20 protein-coding genes are annotated in these 22474 nt (G+C 53.1%); 12 read left to right on the top strand and 8 right to left on the bottom strand.

Annotated elements, in window-relative coordinates:
* Positions 1 to 279: 279 nt before the first annotated feature.
* The 7 genes from LEP6406_RS0224110 to LEP6406_RS0224080 form a co-directional block, all read right to left on the bottom strand.
* Positions 280 to 945 carry a sugar transferase gene (locus tag LEP6406_RS0224110; RefSeq protein WP_008312047.1) on the bottom strand — a complete coding sequence of 222 codons (666 nt, stop codon included), beginning with the start codon at positions 943 to 945 and terminating at the stop codon, positions 280 to 282.
* A 419-nt stretch (positions 946 to 1364) separates the two neighbouring features.
* Positions 1365 to 2594, bottom strand: coding sequence for a bifunctional phosphopantothenoylcysteine decarboxylase/phosphopantothenate--cysteine ligase CoaBC (coaBC, locus tag LEP6406_RS29540; protein WP_317133875.1), 1230 nt, complete (start codon positions 2592 to 2594; stop codon positions 1365 to 1367).
* Between the two features lie 16 nt (positions 2595 to 2610).
* Positions 2611 to 2832 carry a protein IsiD gene (locus LEP6406_RS0224100; protein WP_008312044.1) on the bottom strand — a complete coding sequence of 74 codons (222 nt, stop codon included), beginning with the start codon at positions 2830 to 2832 and terminating at the stop codon, positions 2611 to 2613.
* Positions 2833 to 3237: 405 nt separating this feature from the next.
* A complete protein-coding gene (locus tag LEP6406_RS0224095) occupies positions 3238 to 3651 on the bottom strand; it encodes a hypothetical protein (RefSeq protein WP_008312043.1) in 414 nt (137 codons plus the stop codon).
* Between the two features lie 448 nt (positions 3652 to 4099).
* Positions 4100 to 4840, bottom strand: coding sequence for an E3 ubiquitin ligase family protein (locus LEP6406_RS0224090; protein ID WP_008312042.1), 741 nt, complete (start codon positions 4838 to 4840; stop codon positions 4100 to 4102).
* Between the two features lie 140 nt (positions 4841 to 4980).
* Positions 4981 to 5517: a PadR family transcriptional regulator gene (locus tag LEP6406_RS0224085; protein WP_008312040.1), complete on the bottom strand. Its 537-nt coding sequence runs from the start codon at positions 5515 to 5517 to the stop codon at positions 4981 to 4983.
* Between the two features lie 151 nt (positions 5518 to 5668).
* Entirely contained in the window at positions 5669 to 7312 is a 1644-nt protein-coding gene (locus LEP6406_RS0224080; RefSeq protein WP_008312038.1) for an adenylate/guanylate cyclase domain-containing protein, read from the bottom strand.
* 393 nt (positions 7313 to 7705) lie between these two features.
* Here LEP6406_RS0224080 and LEP6406_RS0224075 point away from each other — a divergent pair, with 393 nt between their 5' ends.
* The 12 genes from LEP6406_RS0224075 to LEP6406_RS0224020 all read left to right on the top strand — a co-directional run bounded on the left by LEP6406_RS0224075 (position 7706) and on the right by LEP6406_RS0224020 (position 19915).
* On the top strand, positions 7706 to 9013 hold the full coding sequence (locus LEP6406_RS0224075; protein ID WP_036031606.1) for a leucine-rich repeat domain-containing protein: 1308 nt from the start codon (positions 7706 to 7708) through the stop codon (positions 9011 to 9013).
* 226 nt (positions 9014 to 9239) lie between these two features.
* Entirely contained in the window at positions 9240 to 11210 is a 1971-nt protein-coding gene (gene acs, locus LEP6406_RS0224070) for an acetate--CoA ligase (protein WP_008312035.1), read from the top strand.
* Positions 11211 to 11620: 410 nt separating this feature from the next.
* Positions 11621 to 11839 (top strand): DUF4177 domain-containing protein, encoded by a 219-nt coding sequence (locus tag LEP6406_RS0224065; RefSeq protein WP_008312032.1) that lies wholly within the window; start codon positions 11621 to 11623, stop codon positions 11837 to 11839.
* A gap of 100 nt (positions 11840 to 11939) precedes the next feature.
* Positions 11940 to 12431 carry a hypothetical protein gene (locus tag LEP6406_RS0224060; protein ID WP_008312030.1) on the top strand — a complete coding sequence of 164 codons (492 nt, stop codon included), beginning with the start codon at positions 11940 to 11942 and terminating at the stop codon, positions 12429 to 12431.
* 23 nt (positions 12432 to 12454) lie between these two features.
* The gene (locus LEP6406_RS0224055; protein WP_027269399.1) at positions 12455 to 13228 is read left to right on the top strand and encodes a DUF6920 family protein; all 774 of its coding nucleotides are present in this window, start codon (positions 12455 to 12457) and stop codon (positions 13226 to 13228) included.
* Between the two features lie 144 nt (positions 13229 to 13372).
* Positions 13373 to 14341 (top strand): Acg family FMN-binding oxidoreductase, encoded by a 969-nt coding sequence (locus LEP6406_RS0224050; RefSeq protein WP_008312025.1) that lies wholly within the window; start codon positions 13373 to 13375, stop codon positions 14339 to 14341.
* A gap of 435 nt (positions 14342 to 14776) precedes the next feature.
* Positions 14777 to 15376 (top strand): PspC domain-containing protein, encoded by a 600-nt coding sequence (locus LEP6406_RS31665; protein WP_008312023.1) that lies wholly within the window; start codon positions 14777 to 14779, stop codon positions 15374 to 15376.
* Complete coding sequence (locus tag LEP6406_RS0224040) at positions 15373 to 16164, top strand: CPBP family intramembrane glutamic endopeptidase (RefSeq protein ID WP_008312021.1); 792 nt, start codon at positions 15373 to 15375, stop codon at positions 16162 to 16164. Before LEP6406_RS31665 ends, LEP6406_RS0224040 begins: the two co-directional genes overlap by 4 nt.
* Before the next feature lie 10 nt (positions 16165 to 16174).
* On the top strand, positions 16175 to 17014 hold the full coding sequence (locus LEP6406_RS0224035; protein WP_008312019.1) for a CPBP family intramembrane glutamic endopeptidase: 840 nt from the start codon (positions 16175 to 16177) through the stop codon (positions 17012 to 17014).
* A gap of 300 nt (positions 17015 to 17314) precedes the next feature.
* Complete coding sequence (gene modA, locus LEP6406_RS0224030) at positions 17315 to 18013, top strand: molybdate ABC transporter substrate-binding protein (protein WP_263971222.1); 699 nt, start codon at positions 17315 to 17317, stop codon at positions 18011 to 18013.
* Positions 18014 to 18048: 35 nt separating this feature from the next.
* Positions 18049 to 18705: a molybdate ABC transporter permease subunit gene (gene modB, locus LEP6406_RS0224025; protein WP_008312015.1), complete on the top strand. Its 657-nt coding sequence runs from the start codon at positions 18049 to 18051 to the stop codon at positions 18703 to 18705.
* Positions 18706 to 18847: 142 nt separating this feature from the next.
* A complete protein-coding gene (locus LEP6406_RS0224020; protein WP_008312013.1) occupies positions 18848 to 19915 on the top strand; it encodes a sulfate/molybdate ABC transporter ATP-binding protein in 1068 nt (355 codons plus the stop codon).
* A gap of 168 nt (positions 19916 to 20083) precedes the next feature.
* Here the strand turns inward: LEP6406_RS0224020 and LEP6406_RS30685 are convergent, their stop codons facing one another.
* A complete protein-coding gene (locus LEP6406_RS30685; protein ID WP_008312010.1) occupies positions 20084 to 22066 on the bottom strand; it encodes a PAS domain S-box protein in 1983 nt (660 codons plus the stop codon).
* Positions 22067 to 22474 lie beyond the last annotated feature (408 nt).

Raw genomic sequence — 22474 nt, 5'->3', positions numbered from 1 at the left:
TACCCCGCAAGGATTTCCTCGTTAATTGTCCCCACGCCCTAGGCAGAACCTGGAACTAATGTATTAAACTTCGGCCCAAATGGGTAGCTTCTCGCCCCTTACACCTTGTCTATAGAGGTTCTCACTCGGGTTCAGTACGGACAAGGGGCTTAAGCCCCTTGTTCGCCCTACTTCTTGTTCGCCCTACTTACTTATCGCCACAAAAAAACAGCCTTCTTGAAACAAGAAGGCTGTCACTGTAGAGCCTTTAGCCAAATCAGAGGGATATCGACGCCGTGCCTAAAAAGCGCCTTTGCGCTTTAGGACTGCCGCCACCGTTTCCCAGAGCAGTTGCAGATCGTAGGCCACAGACCAGCGGCGTTGATAGCGCACGTCCATTTTGACAATATCTTCAAAGTCCAAAACTTCAGAGCGGCCCCGTGCCTGCCATTCCCCAGTGATACCGGGCTTGACCTCTAGGCGCTGCCAGTGGTGGGGTTGGTACAGCATCACCTCTTTCACCGTGGGAGGACGGGTGCCCACCAAGCTCATCTCGCCCATCAACACATTCCAGAACTGGGGAAACTCATCCAGGCTGGTGCGGCGGAGGAACTGCCCAACGCGGGTGACGCGGGGATCCTGCTTGTTCTTAAAGATCAGACCCTCTGCTTCATTGGAGACTAAGTGCTGAAGTTGCTCCGCATTGCTCACCATGGAGCGGAATTTCCAGATCCGGAAACTCTGTCCTCGGTAACCACAGCGCACCTGACGGAAAAAGATGGGGCCAGGGTTGTCAATCTGAATCGCGATCGCAATGGGGATAACCAAGAGGGCCGTAATCCCCAAGCCCACCAGGGCTCCGGCGATGTCTAGCAGCCGCTTGAGGGGACTTGAAACCGAAGCGTGGAGACCCAGAGAGGCAGTCTGGGGTAGGGGGACCAACCGACGTTGGTAGGTGGCGGTCATGAATCCCTCTGGGTGTGACTGGATTCCAATGGGGCTAGACAGGCTGACCACAGTGGCAGAGGCTCCTTCGTAATACTGAATAATACGGGCGTTACTGATTAATGACTTGACTGTTCCTATCCTAGGAGCAAGCCCCTTGGAACCCAGCCCTCAGGGGCAAGTTTTGCTCAATCTTTTAAGTACATGAAGTTTCCATAAAGATGTTCCCGACTTTGCGGAGTCGCTGGAACCGAGGATGCACGTAGGCGTCCCTACTGAGGTTTAGGATACTTTCCATACTCTTCTCTGTACTTCTTCTGATGGTCCTAGTACCTCTAGACTGAAGTAGGCTTGCCATTTTGTCGCGCCAGCTCAACATTGTCCGGTCCCCTTTCCCCTTGGAAGAGGGCTAGGGCTTCGGCGTGAGCTCAGTCGAACGCTCAGCCGAACGGTGAGGGGCCGAGATGTGTCCCGATAAAATGGTTGAGGACAACATCGTAGATTTGGTGAGCCAATTGCCATTTAGGCACTAGGGGCAGAGGCACCGGGGGCCGACCAGGCATCAAAATCATCGCCTGGTTCATCTCACTGCCAAAGCCTCCTTGGGGCTGATCAATGGGGTTTGCCACGATCGCATCCAAGCCCTTGTGAACTAACTTGGCCTGGGCGGGGGCCAAAATGTCCCCAGTTTGGGCCGCAAAGCCTATCAGTTTTTGTTGAGGCGTCTTGAGCTGGGAGAGGCGGGCGGCAATGTCGGGGACAGGAGCCAAGGGCAACGCTTCGGGTAGGGCAGCTTTTGGTAATTTCTCGGTGGCTTGGTGGCGGGGTTTGACATCTGCGATCGCAGCCGCCATGATCACCCAGTCCGCCAGGGGTAGAGCATTGATCAACGCCGCCTCCATCTCTGCCGCACTGGCAACGGGAACCAGTTGCACCTGATTCAAAGGAGCCAAATCTGCCGCTGCCATGGGGCCATGAACCAGGGTGACCTGGGCACCCCGAAAGCGCGCCGCTAGGGCCAGAGCCACCCCCATTTTGCCGCTGGCGGGGTTGCCAATAAAACGTACCGGATCCCAATACTCACGGGTGCTGCCCGTACTGATCAGAATCTGTTTGCCCGCTAGGTCTCGCCGTCCCCCCGTCATCAACAGAGCATCAATAGCCGCAATGAGGACAGCCGGTTCCACCATGCGCCCAGTACCCACGCGATCGCAGGCCAGTCGCCCCGCACCGGGGTCTAGGCCATGGAAACGGGGATCTTGGCCAAGCTGCCGCCAGTTCCGCTGGACAGAGACTTGCTCCCACATATCCGTATTCATAGCGGGGGCCACTAGCACTGGGCAAGTGGAAGCCAGCACCGTATTGGTCAGCAAATTATCCGCCATGCCATAGACCAGCTTGCCCAGAGTATTGGCGGTGAGGGGAGCAATAACCAGCAGGTCCGCCCACTCCCCCAGTTCAATATGCAGGGGTCTCCCCTGACTCGCCTGCCAAAAGTCCTCATCGGTATAGGCCCGGTGACGACAGAGCGTGGCCAAGGTGAGGGGGGTGATGAAGCGCTGAGCAGCAGCCGTGAACAGAGGCCGCACGGAAATATCCCGCTGGGCCAGCGTGGAGGCAACTTCACACAATTTGTAGGCTGCAATTCCCCCACCTAGGCCCAGAAGCACCCGGTGGGGAACATCCCTATTCCTCGTCAAAGGCTTCTAAATCCAGTAGATGCATGTAGTTTTCCGCCAGCTCAGGCCGTTGGAATGCGATCGCCCTCAACAGATGCCAGTCTTGTAACCCGGCAAAGGCATCGGCGTAGTCATCTTGTTCCAGCCGTTGAGCCAGTTCCGCCATGGAGTTTTCGGTCATGGCCGACACTTCTTCTGGCGAAATATGGGACACAGATAAGGTATTCATAGCGATCTCCCCCCGGTTGGGTTACAGCGTTGGGGCAGGAGCGGCGGTGCCGCCCTGGGGTAGGGAATAGCCCTAGTTACATACCGCAGTCCTAGACCACAGTCCCAGACCACAATCGCAAAGGCTCGTCCCCTAACGCAATGCTGCCCCCATTTAGAGTATCCCAGCTCAAAAATCATCTTCGGCCTGGGACAGCAGGCATGGGTCTGGCCGAAGCCAACGTTGACCGCTGTTCAGATCCTAGACAGGACTTGGGCTGAAACACACTTAGGTGTTTAACCCTTGCCTTCCATCCTAGGGGGTCTCGACGGTACTGCCTGTCCCGAGGCGGCAAATCTTATAGTCTGATACTACTCTGATACAAATTCTCCATATTGCTGCTGCGACATCCCCCCAACTGGCTTTTTAGGCTGCTGTAAAGTGGGGGTGGTCTTGGAAAAAGTCTGCTTCTAGGGTATTGACCCATTGATTGAGGGGGGTCAGATCGTCCTGGAAAGGGACCGCTGCGGGGGCTTTGAGCAGCAGAGCAATATAATCGTGGCGACGCCGCAGGACGACAGCGGTGCTGGTGTTAAGGTGCACAGCAATTTGCTGGAAGCCTTCTAGTTTTAAGGAGGAGGCCAACAGCGATCGCAGTCCTAGAGCCTGGAACACAATTTGCACCCAACCCGTACTCCGGTTTTCCTGGGTCACGAAATATTCGCGGGGAAGGCCATTCACATCAAACAGTGCCACCCCTAAGAGATTATCCAGGGCTAATTCCCGAGGGAATAGGGGTGCAGAGGGAGAGGGGGAAGATGGGGCAGTCAAGGCTAACATTATGGGCTTGGCAACAAACGGACGGCAGCAGCCAGAAGGCATGGGCTTTTCGGAATCTGGCCCAGAGAGGAGGGTTAGGCCCTAGAGAGAAGCTAATGGTCATGCTTCCTCTGGTTATAGATGAATACAGATTCCCCTGACTGCCTTTTGCCGCAACCCTTATAGAAAGCACACCTGAATTGAAACTAGAGGTGAAGCTATCTACCCACTTTCGTTAAATATACGCTGCTGCCCCTGGATTCGGAGAGGGGCTGTGGCACCCCAGTCCGTAGTTTCATCTCCTAAAGCTGAGATCTCTCGCATCGTTGCCTCAAGGGCGAGTCACGACAGACCGCTACTGCCGATGTATTCCCCCATCCCTTTATAGAAATCCTACAAAAACCCCACTGGCCCTTGCCAAGTCTCGGAAGATCTACGGATCCCACCCATGACCCTAGCCTCTGGCCCCTCAGGACAGCAGTTGCCACAACACCAGCAGGATGCCAACAATCCCACAAGCCACCATGCTGAAGAAGCTGATTTTGGCATTGCGCTCCACCGCCGCCGAGAGGGTCTCCTCATCCTTAAGGGAAATGACGTATTTGGTGTCCGCCTTGGTGGGTTTACTGATCACCACTCGACCCGTCAGATCGCTAGCGGCTCCCAGCACCAAAATATTGCGATTGAGGGGCAGTAGAGATTCTTGATAGCGATAGCCCAGGGTATTGCGACGACCTTTGGTTTCACGGCGGAATTCATTCATCACTTCAACAGTTTCAATGTCAGCGGACTCGGGGTTGACCTCTACGGTGCCGCTGTCATCCACTAAGGTGAAGGGAATGGATTGCTTGTTGCTGGAAATGGTTTCGGTCTTGCGCTGGGTTTTGGTCTCTAGCCGCCCCTCAGAATTACGCTCCGTCGTGGTGTCTTCGTATTCCCGCAGCACTTTGGAGCAGTAGTAGACACATTTCTGGCGGGTATGCTCTGAGATCAAGGGCTCATCCACCTGAATCTTGCCCCACACCTTGACGTAATCCCGCCAACTACCGCCGCCAATTTCCGCCGCCACTCCGCTAGCGGTATCGTTCAACTCGGCAGCGGTGACTTTGCGAGCAATCTTGAGGCTAAAGGCTTTTTGTTTTTGGTGGCGCTGGACAAAAAACAGGGCGATGCCCCCAATCAGTAAAATAAGGCCAATGATTCCTGCCATCCTTAGAATGTCTCCAGGGTAAATAGGGGTCTTTGTGTTGATGGCCTGACCACCGGGTCAAGGCTGTTGGGGTTAACCTCAAGGGCCAGTGCTGAATATCCCAAATATCCCATGTACCCGTGGCTCATGAACCCGAGAGGCTAGAGTTTCTGTAACGTTGCGATCGCTTCTTCGCACCAAGTCAACCAACCCTGCTCGTATTGAATGCCGTGGCGTAGGGTGAGGTACTGGTGGGTGGCACGGGCGGAGAGGACTGCGGGGTTAGGGAAAAACTGGGTGGCGATGGATTCGTATTCCGCCAACCGTTCTCGATGCTGGGCCTGATGCTGCTGGAGATCCGTCAGGATCACTGCCGTTGGCATAATGTAGCCGCCAAAGAGCTTGACTAACAGGGCGTCTTTGACAGGAGCTAGGGGGACGGGCTGGGCCATCCAGTCTTCTAGAAGGAGGCGACCACTCTCGGTCACGGAAAAAATGACCTTGTTAGGGCGACCCTCTTGGGGAATCTTTTCGCCAGCAAGGTGACCTCCGACCTCTAGCTTGGTCAGTTCTCGATAAATTTGCTGATGGCTGGCATCCCAGAAAAAACCCACTGAGCCATCGAAACGTTTGGCTAGGTCATAGCCGCTGCTGGGGCAGTCTAGAAGGGCGACCAAAATGGCATGGATCAGCGCCATTACAATGTGCTAAGGGGAATATGCATCCTTAAGCATATAGGAAGAAACAGAGGAAGTGAGCCCCCTCCTGTATTGGGCGCGGAAACCGCGCCCAATACCAGACACTCAATTCAAAACTCAAAACTCAAAATTCAAAACTCCCTGTCACCTGTCACCTGTCACCTACCCCCTCACCCCCCTCCCTTTCCCGCAATAAATAAGTCTCCATCTTCCCCTTCCCCTTAACCGCGATCGCGCCCCTAGCCTCAAAGCTGTACTGATCTTGCAAGACCTCGTAGGTTCGGGTCGTGACCTGGATGCCATCGGCGATTCCCGTAGACTCCATGCGGCTGGCAACATTAACGGTGTCGCCCCAGAGATCATAGATGAACTTTTTGGTGCCAATCACCCCCGCCACCACAGGCCCGGTATTGATGCCAATGCGAATCTGAAGGCGGCGACCATAGCGCTCACCGTAGTTCCGCAGAGCCCCCTGCATATCCAACGCCATGGCGGCAATGGCAGCAGCATGGTCCCCCCGGTGTTCGGGTAGACCCCCCACCACCATGTAGGCATCGCCGATGGTTTTGATTTTTTCCAAGCCATGCTTCTCCGCTAGGGCATCAAAGCTGGAAAAGATATCGTTCAACAGCGCCACCAACTGCTGGGGGGATAACTCCACCGAAAGTTGGGTGAAGTTGACGATATCGGCAAACAGCACCGTCACCTCAGCAAACTGATCAGCAATGGTAGCCCCGGCATCCTGCTTGAGGCGCTGGGCAATGGGCAGGGGCAGAATATTCAGCAACAACTGTTCCGATTTTTCCTTTTCCTCCTGGAGGGCGATCAGGGCGGTTTCTCGCTCTGCCATGGTGGCGGCTAGGGCCAGAGTGGTAACCGCTAGAACACAGATATAGACTTGCAGCGCCAGGATGGCCTGCTCCGGCTGGGTGGAAAAGTGAAAGAACGGCCCCTGACCCTGGATAAATCCCCAACCGGCAAAGCTGGTGGTCAGGGCGATCGCCGCCGCGCCCCCCGCCGACCCCAGACGCTGCGCCCCCCAAATGATGAAGGGAAAGGGCAAATATTCCAGGGGAAAGGGAGCCACGAGGTCACGATCCGGTGCGACAAAGACAAACCAGCTCAGCAGGGCTAGCCCCACCGCCCAGAAACATCCCGTTAGACTTTGCCGAGGAGAACGGAGGAGTTTGCCCCACTGGGGCAAGGCCAAAATCACGGGAAACAGAATCAGAATGCCGCTAACATTGCCAATCCACCAGTTCAACCAAATATTGACCAAGCTAGCGGTATTGTGAATCTCCGCCCAACAACAGTTAGCGACTCCCAGGGTGGCACTCAAGGTCGAGGGTGCGATCGCGCCCAACAGGATCAGCAGTCCCACATCCTTCAACCGAGCAAACTGAGGTCTAAACCCAGCCCGCTGCAACAGCCACACCCCCAGAATCGCCTGGGCAGTATTGATCCCCGCCCCAAAAATCCCCGCTGTCCACAACTCCTGACCGGGAGACAACACCGTATTCAACACCGACCCCAGGGCCACCGCTGGCCAAAATCGCAGCCCTGCCAGCAGTAGGATCAATAGAGTATAGGCCGCCGGGGGCCAGATCGGGTAGGCGGGGAGCCCCGCTGGCAAGGGTATCTGAAACACCAGCCACACTAGCCCGCGATAGCCCCAAGCCAAGGCCATCACCGAAAGGACGTACTGCCATCCCCGCAGCCGCCGCGCCCAGGGAATCAGGGGGCGAAACTGCAACGCACGGAGTCGCCAGGAGCGAGGGTAAAGAAAAGACAGCATAGAGAAGAAAACGCGGCAGGCCCATGGCCTTGGGGAGGAGACATCTATCCTCGAACTCTTGGGTCACGGCGGCAGCAAGCCCCAAGACAATCAATGAGCCCAGGAGTTGGGCTTTGGGCACAGACCTAGCCCCTGTACCTATCTTCCACAGTAAATCAGTCACTTCAGAACGGATCGGTTTTTCAGGATGGGGAGATGGGGAGTGGCCTGTTCTGTTCGCGAAGCGACTCCGCAGGAGTAACGGAGTCGAAGGGGTGAGTGGGGGAGTGGATGGCAAAGGAAAATGATTGGTTTGTGCCTTGGCTTTGCCCAAAGCATCTGTAAATGCTCGGAATTGTGGTGTAGGAGTTTTTTATGAGCTTCCCAATTCTTTCAGAATAAAGTCTTATGGAAATGAAAAAGGTTGTTTTGGTGTTCAAAGGCTTTGTTGGTGCGAGTTTGTTGTCAATCTCAGTCTTGGGGGGCGCTAACGATGCCGTGGCTCAACCCAACATTCAAGTATTTGACCGTTTTGCAGACTGGTGTGAGAACAAAAACAATCTTTCTCCAGAAGCCCGTCATACTGTTGATGTTCTACTAGCAGAAGCCGGTACTGAGAACTGCGATCGCGCGGATTCCACGTTGATGAATGTAACGCAGTTGTTACTTGGCGGCAGTGAAATTGTTGATGTACGGCCTCTATCTACGCTGACTAATCTCACCTCCCTGGTTCTGTCGGGCAATCAGATTTCAGATATTCAACCCCTCGCCAGTTTAACTAAGCTAGAATCACTTTTTCTAGAATCAAATCAGATTACGAATATCCAATCCCTAGGAGGACTCCACAATTTAACATGGCTATCACTCAGTGGCAATCAGGTTGTCGATGTGCAACCTCTCTCTAATTTAACTGGCCTAGAATGGCTCTTTTTGGACGACAACCAGATTGTTGATGTTGCCCCTCTCGCGACGCTTCAGAATCTAGAAAGACTTTTGCTAAGCTATAACCAAATTGTAGAGATTGGGGCGCTGTCGGCATTAGAAAAACTTCAAAATCTTTATCTCAATGGCAATCAAATTGAGGACGTACAGCCGCTTTCTGGATTAAGAAATTTGGCATGGCTTGAACTCAAGGAGAATCAAGTCATGAACATTCAACCCCTGGCAGACTTAGAAAATCTTAGATGGCTAGGGTTGGATGACAATCAAATCGTGGATGTGCAGCCTTTGGCTGCTTTGAGTACCCTGAAAAATCTTTATCTGAACGGTAATCAAATCACGGATGTCTCTTCCCTGGCAGCTCTAACGAATTTAGAATCCTTAGTTTTGGGCGACAACCAAATTGTCGATATCCAGTCCCTATCCTTGTTGGAAAACCTGACTTTTTTGGTGCTCAGCGGCAACCAAATTGTGAATGTCTCGCCTCTGTCGGCCCTGGTTAGGTTGGAAAGACTGGGATTGAACGACAATCAAATTCAAGATGTCCAGCCCTTGGCGACCCTGACCAATCTCAGTGTGTTGGTACTCAGCAATAATCAAATAGTTGATGTAGAGCCTCTAGCAGCCCTGGAAAATGTGGGCCTGCTGTCGCTCGACCATAATCAAATTGTGGATATACAGCCTCTATCCCAGTTGTCTCGACTAGGGTTGCTGCATCTGGCGGGCAATCCCTTAAGCGATCGCAGTTGTCCTGTCCAACCTGACTCGATCTGCCAGTTCTAGGTAGGTCTAATAGCCTTGAGTTAGCAATGCTCTGGAAGGCATCGCAGGGGCAAAACGCCGCCGTCCTTACTCCCTACGGCTCCCTAGGCAGAACCAGATTCAGGTTAAAAAACCGTACGGCATGATCTACCCCTGCCTAAAAAAAGTATGGTTTTGAGAGAACCTACCATGGGGCATCCTTGCGCCCGCCGCGATCGCTGTTCCGTCCTTGTTTTGTTACCGTGCTATGTCTCAACCCACGATCGAATCCATCCTTAACGAAAAGCGCCTGTTTGCGCCGCCCGCCGACTTTGCCGCCCAGGCCCGCATCAAAAATATGGCGGAGTATGAGGCGCTGTATCAAAAGGCAGCAGCGGATCCCGCCGCCTTTTGGGCAGAACTGGCGGAGCAGGAACTGCACTGGTTCAAACCCTGGGATACCGTGCTGGACTGGCAGCCCCCCTTTGCCAAATGGTTCAGCGGCGGCAAGCTGAATATTTCCTACAACTGCCTGGATCGTCATCTCACCACTTGGCGGCGCAACAAGGCTGCCCTGATCTGGGAGGGAGAACCCGGTGATTCCCGCACCTTGACCTACGCTGAATTGCACCGAGAGGTGTGTCAGATGGCTAATGTGCTCAAGGATCTGGGGGTGCAAAAGGGCGATCGCGTTGGCCTCTATATGCCCATGATCCCAGAAGCCGCGATCGCAATGTTAGCCTGTGCCCGCATTGGCGCACCCCACACCGTCATCTTTGGCGGATTTAGCGCCGAGGCATTACGCGATCGCCTCAACGACGCCCAAGCCAAAGCCGTCATTACCGCCGACGGCGGCTTCCGCAAAGACAAAGTGATCCCCCTCAAGGCAGCGGTAGACCAAGCCCTTGCTAACAACGCCGCCCCCAGCGTCCAAAACGTCCTCGTCATCCAGCGCACCAAAGAAACCATCCCCATGGTGTCCGGGCGAGATCACTGGTGGCACGAACTGCAAAAAACCGCCTCCGGCCACTGTCCCGCCGAAGAAATGGACGCCGAGGACATGCTCTTCATCCTCTATACCAGCGGCACCACGGGCAAACCCAAAGGCGTTGTCCACACCACCGGCGGCTACAACCTCTACACTCACATGACCTTCCAGTGGACCTTTGACCATCGGGATACCGATGTCTACTGGTGTACCGCCGACGTAGGCTGGATCACCGGCCACAGCTACATCGTCTATGGCCCCCTGTCCAACGGCGCGACGAGTCTGATGTACGAAGGCGTACCCCGTCCCTCCAATCCGGGCTGCTTCTGGGATGTAGTCGAAAAATACGGCGTCAACATCTTCTACACCGCCCCCACCGCCATCCGCGCCTTTATGAAAACGGGAGATCAGGAACCCAAAAAACGAGACCTCTCCTCCCTCCGCATCCTCGGTACCGTGGGGGAACCCATCAACCCCGAAGCCTGGATCTGGTACCACCGGGTAATCGGCGGCGAACGCTGCCCCATTGTCGATACTTGGTGGCAGACAGAAACCGGCGGCTTTATGCTCACCCCCCTACCCGGAGCCACGCCCACGAAACCCGGTTCCGCCACCAAGCCCTTCCCCGGCATTCTGGCGGATGTGGTGGATCTAGACGGTAATTCGGTCGGGGACAACGAAGGGGGCTATCTGGTGATCAAGCACCCCTGGCCCAGCATGATGCGCACCGTCTACGGCGACGACAATCGCTTCCGCCGCACCTACTGGGAACACATCGCCCCCAAGGATGGCAACTATCTCTATTTCGCTGGAGATGGTGCCCGCCGCGATGAAGACGGCTACTTCTGGGTCATGGGGCGCGTGGATGATGTCCTCAGCGTCTCCGGTCACCGCCTGGGCACCATGGAAATCGAATCCGCCCTGGTGTCCCACCCCGCCGTCGCAGAAGCGGCGGTGGTCGGTCGCAAGAATGAAATCACCGGGGAGGAGGTATTTGCCTTTGTCACCCTGGAAGGAACCCATCAGCCCAGTGATGAGTTGAAGGTGGCTCTGAAGCAACATGTGGTGCAGGAAATTGGCGCGATCGCCCGCCCCGCCGAAATTCGCTTCGCCGATGCCCTACCCAAAACGCGATCGGGCAAGATCATCCGCCGCTTCCTCCGCAACCTAGCCAGCGGCGAAGCCCTGGTGGGCGATGCCTCGACGATGGAGGATCAGAGCGTCTTGGACAAGCTGCGCGAAGGCGCATAGGTCAGATTCGGAACCCGGTTTCTTTCGTCACTTATCATGGGTGTGACTGAAGCGAACAAAAACCGGGTTCCTGTCATCCCTCCCAACGAGCCACCAATGCTCACTAAATTAAAAACTACAAATCCATCTGTAATGCATCAATTACGCTGTCCCCTTTTACACTGTTAATTGGGACAAATGGCAGTGAAAAATCCAACGCAACGCCTAGGATAGAGCGTCAATCGGGCGGCGGATGAACTCGGTAACAAGTTGCCATCACTGCATCGCTGCTTTCGACAGAATTCTCACGTTTTTTATCGGAATCGCTGCTTTCGACAGAATTCCAACGTTTTTTATCGGAGTTTATCAACTCATACCAGAAATCAAACATAACCTTGGGATAGTTGTGGAGGTTATCGGTTGAGGCAAAAATGGCAACAGAATATAAAGTAATCAGCGACTGGCTATGCCTGACGACCAAACAAAAAGCCAGAAGAATTGAACGCCATCTTAATCGACTCTCTGCAGAAGGATGGGAGTTTGTCGCCCTCAATGCCGTGATGTTTTTTGGGAATGACGTTGGATTTTATTTGATCCTGAAGAGATCACTTTCAGAAAATCCTACTATTCAATATGACAATCCCATTTGATTTCTAAAGACCTTCGTAGCGTGGGTGAAGCGAAGCGTAACCCACAAAGAGTCTTACTCAAAGCTCATGCAAGATCGCTATAGGATTAGGAATGTAGCTTGTGAAATATAAAATTGTATTTCTAGGATTATCGCTTTTCCTATACGGCATAGCCTTGGCGCTACCTTGTCTTTTGTTTAATGTAGTGCCTACGGACTCTATTGGTGTGATTCCCTCTGACCCTAATGATGTTTATGCCATGAAGGGGATTGAACTGACTTTTTTGGGCATCATCGGATTACTTTTTCTGCAAATTCCAGCAATTGCTTGGTTCGCTAATCCACTCTATTGGCTGTGCTGCATTACTTTCATGATAAAACGGTATAGGTTCTCAGCCATAACTGGAATAGTTGCCATTCTCATTGGTTTTGGCGGAACATTTTCAGCATTTTGGTTCAACTTACCCGCTGATAGCGGTGGCGTTTCTGAACTTGCCCTGAGCCAATTCTTGTTTGGCTTCTGGCTATGGCTAGTGGCTCCTAGTGTAATAGCCCTAGCTTCTATCATCGGTCTGTTAAAACAACCAGCTCTCTTAATCGCTTCTAGCGATTAAGAGAAGAGCAATAGATTAGAAATATGAGAACTAAACAGCTTTCCCTTGATGCTTTATGGAAGTCGGCAGTCTCTCAGAAGTGCGTATTCAATCCAGACGACGTTGCTCATTTGCCAGAAGCCGTCAGGCGGTACCTCAAACATGCGATGGCAGAGCCTCTCCTGCAGAAAATCGCGCCTAGAACTGCGATCGCATCAGCAGTACGCCTGAAAATGCATGGCGAAATCAAACTTAAGAACTGGATTCCCTTCACCGCAGAGCAAGTCGTCTGCTGCGATCGCGGCTTTATTTGGAGTGCCACCGCCTGGATGAACCGCTTACCGATCGTCGGATCAGATCGGATCATCGATGGCGTTGGAGCGATGCAGTGGAAGCTGTTGGGGCTATTCCCGGTGATGACCGGAACCGGGGCTGATATTACCCGCTCGGCGGCGGGGCGCTTCCACATAGAGCTAATGCTGTTGCCCTCGGCATTTTGTCGGGGTGACGTGACCTGGAGCAGCCCAGAGCCATCGCACCTACAGGCCAGTTTTATGGCTCAGGGTGAACAGGCAAAACTCGACTTAAGCATTGATCAAGCAGGGCGACTCAAAACTGCGAAGCTGCCGCGCTGGGGCAATCCAGAAGGTGCGGAGCACCACTATGTAGACTTCGGGGCAATCGTAGAAGAAGAAGGCGCATTCTGCGGTTACACAATTCCCACCCGTCTGCGGGTTGGGTGGCACTTCGGTACTGAGCGGTTTGAGTCAGAGGGCGAGTTCTTCCGAGCCACGATCGATGATGCCATCTACCGATAGGCTAACCCAGCATCAAAGCTTTCCTATCTTCGTAACTGTTCTTTGGCTATGTCCCTATCCGGCGAGCTATTGCCAGCTCGTTTCGATGGCTGCTTTCTCATTCGCAGCGATTGTGTGACCACGCCCACCTCCAGAGACTGAACCATGACTGATGCACAATCGGCCCAACTCAAAGAACTAGTGCGTTATGGCACCCTCGCCCCCTCCAGCCACAACACCCAGTGCTGGCGATTTTACTTAGAGCAGCAGGCGATCGCCATTCTCCCGGATTTATCGCGACGATGCCCAGTGGTCGATCCCGATGACCACCATCTCTATGTGTCCTTAGGATGCGCCGCCGAGAACATCCTTCAGGCCGCCAAGGCTCAAGGGCTATCTGGACAAGTGAGCTTTGATACCGCTGGGGACGGGAGTATACGTATTTCATTTACCCCTTGCGAGGTCGAGGCAACCCCACTGTTTGAGGCGATCGCCCAGCGACAGTGCAGCCGCACAGAGTACGACGGCCAACCTCTGAACTCAGAGGAGTTAGCACTGCTGACGGCGGCGGGAACGGGAGCAGGCGTGCGGGTGGTGATGCTGACTCAACCGGATCAGGTGGAAATGGTGTTGGACTACGTGGTGCAGGGCAACACAGCCCAGATCAACAACCCCGCCTTTGTCAAAGAACTCAAATCATGGATTCGCTTCAACCACAGCGAGGCCGAGCAAAAGGGGGATGGCTTGTCTAGTCGCACCTCCGGCAATCCCTCCATCCCTCGCTGGCTGGGGAACCTGATCTTTCCGCTGATCTTTAAGGCTCAGCCAGAAAATGAGAAATGCACCCGCCAAATTCGCAGCTCGGCAGGCATTGCCGTGTTTGTCTCCGATCTGAATGACAAGGCTCATTGGGTAGAAGTAGGCCGCTGCTACGAACGCTTTGCCCTGCAAGCAACGGCTCTGGGCATTCGCAACGCCTTGTTAAACCAGCCGGTGGAGGAAGTCGGTTTGCGGCCTAATTTCGCCAAGGCTTTGGAGCTAGGGGCTGGCAGACCCGATTTGGTCGTGCGGTTTGGCCGGGGGCCAGAGATGCCCAAGTCGCTCAGGCGATCGCTTGAGGCTGTGCTGGGTTGAGCCTATTTCATCTAAAAAAATATCCCTGTCAACCTGTGGAACGTCGGTTCAAATGTTCGTCCAACAAGAATTTAATCACCCCACCCCAATATGGAACCATTCGGAATTCTCGGCTTTATATTCGGACTGACCGCATTTACGATGGTCAGCAAACTCACCAAAGAGGTTAAGAACCTGCAAAGGCAAATGGGAGACATAGACAAGCGATTTCCTCCTGCCCAGGATTACTAATCATCACATCGCCGTCAATGCACAATCAATTGGTGATGTGCTGTACGTGTCCCTCTTTCATCACCTAGTTATCTTCTCTTTGTTGCATCCGCTAGATTTAATGATCTATTTACTCGATAAAGCGGTTCTATACTGTGGTTTATGCGGTTAAATTTATTCAATTTTAAGTAGTTCTCAATTAAGGAATCTGATCCAGAAAAACTCATGATTTACCTACCTTTGATTGGCATATTTTTATTGGTTGGCCCTGGGATCGCCACGATCGCATTTTTCCGACGACTTTCGACTCGTTGGCACTTATTTTTATTAAGCCTTTGCATCTTCTACGGAATTTCTCCGTTTCTCATGACTTGGGGCGCATTCGGTTTGGCTAATCACTTTGGTTGCTCAGCAGAAGCTGTTCGCTTTCGCTGTCCTTCCCCGATTTGGCTAGGAGACGTTATCTCTGGGCTGGCGATGGCACACTGGCTGGCAATTTTTGCCATTCCATCAGCAATTTTAGGCGCGATCGGGCTGCTGATCTCCTGGGTTTTACAGCATCGGCGTTCCCGAAGTACAGACAGCACTTCAGGAGAAACCCCTGCTGCTTTTTATCGGAGTCATCGCCACAAAGTAATTGCAGGTGTCTGTTCAGCGCTGGCTCAAACATGGCATCAGCCCCTTGCACTGATTCGGATTGTCACAGTTGTGTTAGCGATCGTCATCCCTGGATTTATTTTTCTGTACCTGTGGTGTTGGTTGGCGTTCCCAATCGAGCCGCGATTACCGCAACAAGTTTATGCCAAAGGAGATAGTGGAAAATGAGAAAACATCCTGTTACCTGGTTTTATATCCTGGCCTTTGGTATTTCATGGATTGGCATGGTATCAGTGGTCTTAGCCTCGCGAGATATTGCCCCATTTTACCGCACTTACTTCCTAGTTCTTTCCATCTTTTATGCCATTGGCCCTGCACTTGCGGCTGTCATTGTGTCACAGGTGGCGCATGGTAAGGAAGGGGTTCAAAATTTGCTCGAGGGACTAATCCGATGGCGGGTTGGTTTAGTCTGGTACATCATAGCGATTCTGGGACCTGTGGTTCTCCTCATTGCAGCGAAAGCCATCACGAAATTACTGGGCATGCCCGTAACTATTTCAGTACCGCAAGTTGTTCTATCTCCCTATATCATTTTCGGTGTCATAGTCAATTTCTTTGCCCATACCTGTGAAGAAATTGGGTGGCGTGGCTTTGCATTGCCACGATTGCAGAATCGAAATAATGCCTTCATAGCGACTCTGGTTGTGGGTACATTGTGGGCTTTTTGGCATTTACCGACTCTCTTTTTGGTCGGAAACCCGATGTCTGAGTACCCTTTAATCTGGCTCTTGATCATCGTAAGCAATGCTTTTATATATACCTGGATTTACAACAGCACTAAAGGCAGTATCTTACTTGTAGCACTTTTTCATGGTGCGCTGAATATATGGGGAGCATTTATACCTGGAGTGTCTCCTGTCGCCTATGCCCTTCTGAATGGTGCGGTGGCGATCATCTTGGTCGCGGTGTTTGGAAAAGCAAATCTATCCCGCCAAAAGCGGGTTTGTGTGGACTAAGAATAGGTCAATGACACATCACAGTAAATCAGGATTTAATCCGCGCCTTTTGGTATTCTTTGCCTTGGCATTTGCTTGGTCGTGGATCTGCTGGCTGCTGTCTTCGGTGATCAGACCTCAGTTGCCCATCTTAGGGATGGTGCTGTTTATCGCAGGAAGTTTTGGCCCTGGTATTGCAGCGATCGCGGTAGTGAGGTATGTCGATGGACAGGACGGGCTGCATCGTTGGCTCAGGCGATCGCTGCAATGGCGAGTTGGCGGTTGGTGGCTGGCGCTCTCGTTTTTCTTGCCTCTGGCGGTCATGGCACTGGCCGCCGCTGGGCACATCGCCTTAGGCGGCACAATCGCCCCGTCTCCCGCATCCCAGCATGTGCTCCTAGCCGTGGTGAATTTTGGCCTGGTGCTACTACTGGGCGGCCCGCTAGGCGAGGAATTTGGCTGGCGGGGTTATGCATTGCCGGTTTTGCAAGAGCGCTATAGCTGGCGCATGGCTAGCCTTGTTTTGGGCATGGTGTGGGGCGCGTGGCACCTGCCGCTGTTTTATATGGCCGACACGCCGCAAAGCCACATTCCCGTTGGGCTATTTATGGTGAGCACGGTGGCTCTGTCGGTGCTGTTTGCGTGGCTATTCAACCATACTGGCGGAAGTGTGCTGCCTGCCCTCGTGCTACATACTGCGGTCAACGCCTGGGCGTGGGTCATACCCGTCATGGTGATGCCAGATGGGAGTAATCTCAGGCCCTATGGGTTGGCAGTGGGACTACTTGTGGCGATCGCCCTCGGTCTATTGTGTGATGCAAAACCCCATCTGCCCCTGCGATCGCCGCAGTCAAAATCGGGTTCAGAATGACATGAACGGTCTAATCTTGGGTTTGAGAAGGAGATTGTGTCAGGGCAATCACGGGTAATTGCAGCCTAAAGCGTTCAGTCATCTGTAATCTCCATGTCAGTATGCTGACGCTATGTAAGCCATACTTGCGCCAGAATTTAGGAGATCTTGAGGTGTTTTGAGCCAATGAAAAAGCCAAAAACAACATGGCCGTGGTTCTTTGTTATCGCTTTCATAGGTCTACTGGCGGCTTGTGGGGTTTCTACTCTAGATCTCCAATCTCCTAACTCAGCGACGTCTTCGGCACCAACCCTTGAGCCTGTGACGTTAACGGTTTCAGCGGCAGCCGATTTAAATTACGTTTTTCCAGAGATTGGCAAGCTTTGGGCGCAGGAGACAGGGCACACCGTCATGTTTAACTTGGGTTCGACCGGACAACTGGCCCAGCAAATTGAGCGCGGTGCGCCTGTGGATCTGTTTGCTGCCGCGAACAAGAAATTTGTGGAAGATTTGGACGCAAAGGGGCTAGTGCTTTCTGAAACGAAGGCCCTGTATGGGGTTGGCAGGCTAACCCTTTGGCAGCGAGAAGATAGCGTCCTGGCAATAAATGACATTAAAGACTTGACGAAGCCGGAGGTAAAGCGAGTGGCGATCGCCAACCCTGACCACGCCCCCTATGGCGTAGCGGCACGGGAAGCGCTGCAATCGGCAGGTATTTGGGACGAACTCCAGCCCAAGTTAATCTTGGGGGAAAACATCAAGCAGACCCAGCAGTATGCGGAAACAGGGAATGTCGATGTTGCGATCGCGGCCCTCTCTATTAGCGTCGAAAAGCCTGGAAAATGGATGCTGCTTCCTGCCGAACTGCATAACCCCCTAGAGCAAATGCTAGCAGTGCCTAAAAGTGCCTCTCATCCTGAAGAGGCTCAACAATTTGCGGCCTTTATCAATGGCGAGAAGGGCAGACCTTTGATGCAGAAATATGGCTTTGTGCTACCCGGTGAGGAATCCGTTTTGTAAGGCAAGAGGGGAAAGACAGAAGGACAAACAAGAACATGATTTGGGAACCGTCACTTTTGTCGTTGCAGGTCACGATCGTGGCCAGTGGATTGATTCTGGTGCTGGGTCTGGGTCTGGGAATCTGGTTGGCAAGGACAGATTTTCCGGGACAGATTTTGGTGTCTACGCTGCTCAATTTGCCGCTAGTGTTGCCGCCTAGTGTAGTGGGCTATTTCCTGCTGTTGGCATTGGGGCGCGGTAGTCCGGTTAAGGAATGGTTTGGGATTGACCTGCTGTTTACCTGGCACGCCGGGGCGATCGCCTCTACGGTAGTGGCGCTGCCTCTCATGGTGGAATCCACTAGAGCGGCGATCGCTAACGTCAGCCCTGAACTAGAAGCTGCCGCTCGTACCCTCGGCTCTACGGAACTAGAGCTACTTTGGCGAATTACGATTCCTGTTGCTTACCGAGGTATTTTGGCCGGTTTTGGGTTGAGCGTTGCCAGAGGGCTAGGAGAATTTGGCGCAACCCTGATGGTCTGCGGCAGCATTCCTGGGCGCACACAAACCTTGCCGCTCGCTATCTATGATGCCGTGCAATCCCAAAAGTATGACTTGGCGAATGTGATGGTGCTGATTATGACAGCGATCGCATTTACTTTGCTGTGGTGGGTCAGGCTGTTGGAAAGGCAAAAGGAGAAAGGTGACAGGTGACAGGTTGGAGGCAGAGGGCAAAGGGGCAAGGGAAAACAAAAAGTAAAAAGGGAAGAAAGGGTGCCGGATGCAGGATATACGGGAGAGAACTTTCGAAAGAAAGTACGAGAAACTCATTATTTGTTGAGACGACTGGTCGCCAATGCTTATTTTCGACATCCAAAAAAAACTCCCCAACTACACACTAACTATTGCCTTCAAGCTCAAAACAGCCGCTCTCGGAATTTTAGGCAGTTCGGGTTCTGGCAAAAGCATGACCCTGCGCTGTATTGCCGGAATTGAAACCCCCACCAGCGGCATGATCGTGCTGAATGATCGAATTTTGTATGACTCTCGCCAGGGAATTAACCTGCCTAGCCGCGATCGCAAGGTGGGATTTTTGTTCCAAAACTATGCTCTCTTCCCTCATCTAACGGTGGCTCAAAATATTGCCTATGGGTTAAGGGGGCAGTCGAAAAATACAACTCACCGAAAAGTTACAGAACAACTGGAACAGGTCAAACTATCGGGAATGGGCGATCGCTATCCCCATCAGCTCTCTGGCGGGCAACAACAGCGGGTTGCTCTGGCCAGAGCCTTAGCCCCAGAACCAGATATGTTGCTACTAGACGAACCCTTTTCCGCCCTCGACACTCATTTACGCAGCGAACTCGAAAAGCAACTGATTAAAACCCTATCTAATTACAGTGGCCTAACCCTCTTCGTCAGCCATAACCTAGAAGAAGCCTATCGGATCTGTCCAAAACTGCTGGTGCTCTCTGCGGGCCAGGTCGTGGCAGCAGGGCAAAAACAAACCATCTTTGACCATCCCGGTACCCTCACCGTCGCTCAACTGACGGGGTGCAAAAATTACTCTCGCATCCAACCCGTTACCGCGCAGAAAATTCATGCCCTTGATTGGCACTGTACCCTACAAACTGTAGAGTCAGTGTCGTCCATGCATACCCATGTGGGTATGCGTGCCCATCAGATCACATTTCCAGAAACCCCTAATCAACCGAATACCCTGCCTGCCTGGTTAGCCTCAACCAGCGAAACCCCCCACCGCATGACATTGTATTTAAAATTAGGTGGGCCACCCACTAACTCCGATGATTATCATCTTCAGGCAGAAGTGTTTAAGGAAAAGTGGGAAAGTTTAAAGAACCGGCAAATGCCTTGGTATGTTCAACTCAATTCTCAACGACTGCTACTCATGAAGATAGATTAATTAAATGGGTGACCTGGGATTTGAACCCAGAACCAGCGGATTAAGCATCCGAAGGATTTGGCCGCGATCGCAGACGTGTCTCGACAAACTATCGGCAGCACAGAGTCAGGACAGTATGATGATCATCGGCCCTGGCTCTGGGGGCGATACCCTGACCTATCCTTAGGCTCAGTCATCATCGCCCCAGGTATATTTTGCGAGGACGGAGACTAGCTCGGCGGAGTTGATGGGTTTGCTCAGGTATTCCTGCATTCCGGCTTCTAGGCAGCGTTCGCGATCGCGACGGCGAGCCAGGGCCGTAGTTGCCACAATGGGAATCGATTCCCAGTTCGGATTGCTGCGAATTTGGCGCGTCACCTCCAGCCCATCCATGCCAGGAAGGTGGACATCCATCAGTACCAACGTCGGTCGGTGGTCGCCGAGCCAGTCTAGGGCCGCCTGACCGTTAGACACATGGATCGTCTCATAGCCCCAATAGGTGAGCATGTGCTCTAGTAGCATGGCGTTGACGGGGTGATCTTCAACCAAGAGGACCTGACCAGAAGACTGCCCTGGCAAGGGGGGGAGCCCCCCTTGGGCCACCATTTCCGCCGCACGGGGATAGACCGCCTGTGCCACAGTGTCACTGCCCATTAGGGACTCTTCCCGGCAGTCGAGGGGCAGGTTAATGGTAAATCGAGCCCCTTCCCCTGCCGCCGATTCCAGGGTGACATTGCCACCGTGCAGACGGGCAAGACGCTGGGTTAGGGCCAGTCCCAGCCCAGTCCCCTCGTACTGTCGAGCCAAGGAACTATCGAGCTGTTGAAAGGGCTGAAAGAGCAGGTTTTGCTTTTCCAGCGGGATGCCTACCCCCTGATCCCACACCGTCAGGAGAATGCGATCGCCATCTCGACGAGCCTCTAACCCCACTTCCCCGCGCTCTTGAGAGAACTTAATTGCATTCGAGAGCAGATTCAGCAGCATTTGCCGCACTCGCAACTCATCTGCTACGAGGGGGGCCAAGCCTGTCTGCACTGCTCGGTGGATCATCAACTGCTTTGCCGCTGCTTGAGATCCGACCATGGTCAAGGCATCCTGGCAGAGGGCATCCACTGCAATTGGTGCTAGGTGTAAATTCATCTGGCCCGCCTCAATTTTAGAGAGGTCTAAAACCTCATTAATCAGTGTTAAAAGATGTTCTCCGCTTTGATGAATTTGGTTCACGTAGAGATGCTGCCGTTCATTAAGATCACCATAAACCTGCTGTTCTAGAAGAGAAGAAAAACCCAGGATGGAGGTCATGGGGGTACGGAGTTCATGGGACATATTGGCTAGAAACTCGGACTTCAGACGGTTGGCCCGTTCCAATTCTAAATTTTTAGACGCCAACTCCGCCTTGAACTGCTCCAGTTGGGTAATGTCCCGAAAAATAATCGAAATAGCGGTGGGGCTGCCGTCTTCCCCACAAACCGGACTCACGGACACCAGGGCCGGAAAGGAGCGACCATCCTGCCGCTGACAGACGACTTGGCCACTCCAACCCTCGCCCACGGCATGGTCTAGGAGCCAGCGGGCTTGCCCTGAAGCAGGGAAAAAGATATCTACGCTGCTACGCTCAACGGCAGCCAGAGCATGGCCAAAAATACGCTCTGTGGCCAGGTTGGCATAGAGAAGCTGCCCCCGCAGATCCGCCATAACCGCACTATCATGGGCGGAGTCCAGTGCCTTGGAAAACATCTTGAGCTGGGCTTCAAAACGCTTGCGCTCGGTGACATCTCGACCAATTCCCAGGGCTCCTACTAGTTCCCCATTTTGGAGTAGCAGGCGACCGTTCACCTCTACAAAAATGCGTTCTTCAGTACTGGTGAGCACGACAAATTCATAGTCTCGCAGTTCCCCGGTTTGTAACAAATTGGCAAATGCTGCCAGGGTAGGTTCGTGGTATTCGGGCGCGACTATTTTGAGATAGGGCTCGCCAATAATTTCGGTTTCCGTGGCCCCGACTAGGCGCAGCCCATAGGAATTGACAAAGGTGAAATTACCGTTGATATCTAGGGTATAGACAATATCGGAGGCGGCCTCAACATAGGCCCGGAAGAGATCATCAGTAGCCCGCTCAACGGGATCAGGGGGGGCTAGGGGAACAGCAGCAGGGCGGTGAACGCTCGACATGAAGAACTCAGCAGGTAAACGCATCAGCAGAGAATGCCCCTGATAGCGGTGACGCGGCTGTCGCTGCGGGGGCTGTTCTCTCCATCGCTTCCTTTCTTCAAGGTCTCCGGGCCTGGATCAGGGCGGTTCAGAGGAAAACCCGTTATCCAGGGGAACTGAGAGGGAGTGACAGAGGACTTAGCCCAACAGCATTGAGTCAATCGCGATCGCCAGTGATGTTTCCATGATGCCTCTCATCACGAGGTAAGCCTTCAGGGGTTCACGAAGAATTAAGGGTTCCAGGGTCTCGATAGGGGTTAAGGTAGGCTCATGAGTGAAGGCAACGAGCCCACCATAGACATCGGCGGCATCTCCATTTCTGTGTCAGATTGGGATGCCACCCCGGCTAGCGTAAAAAAAGCTCTGGTG

The sequence above is a fragment of the Leptolyngbya sp. PCC 6406 genome (assembly GCF_000332095.2).
In the GTDB taxonomy this organism is placed as follows: Bacteria; Cyanobacteriota; Cyanobacteriia; order Phormidesmidales; family Phormidesmidaceae; genus PCC-6406.
This window is presented reverse-complemented; position numbering and strand designations above follow the sequence as displayed.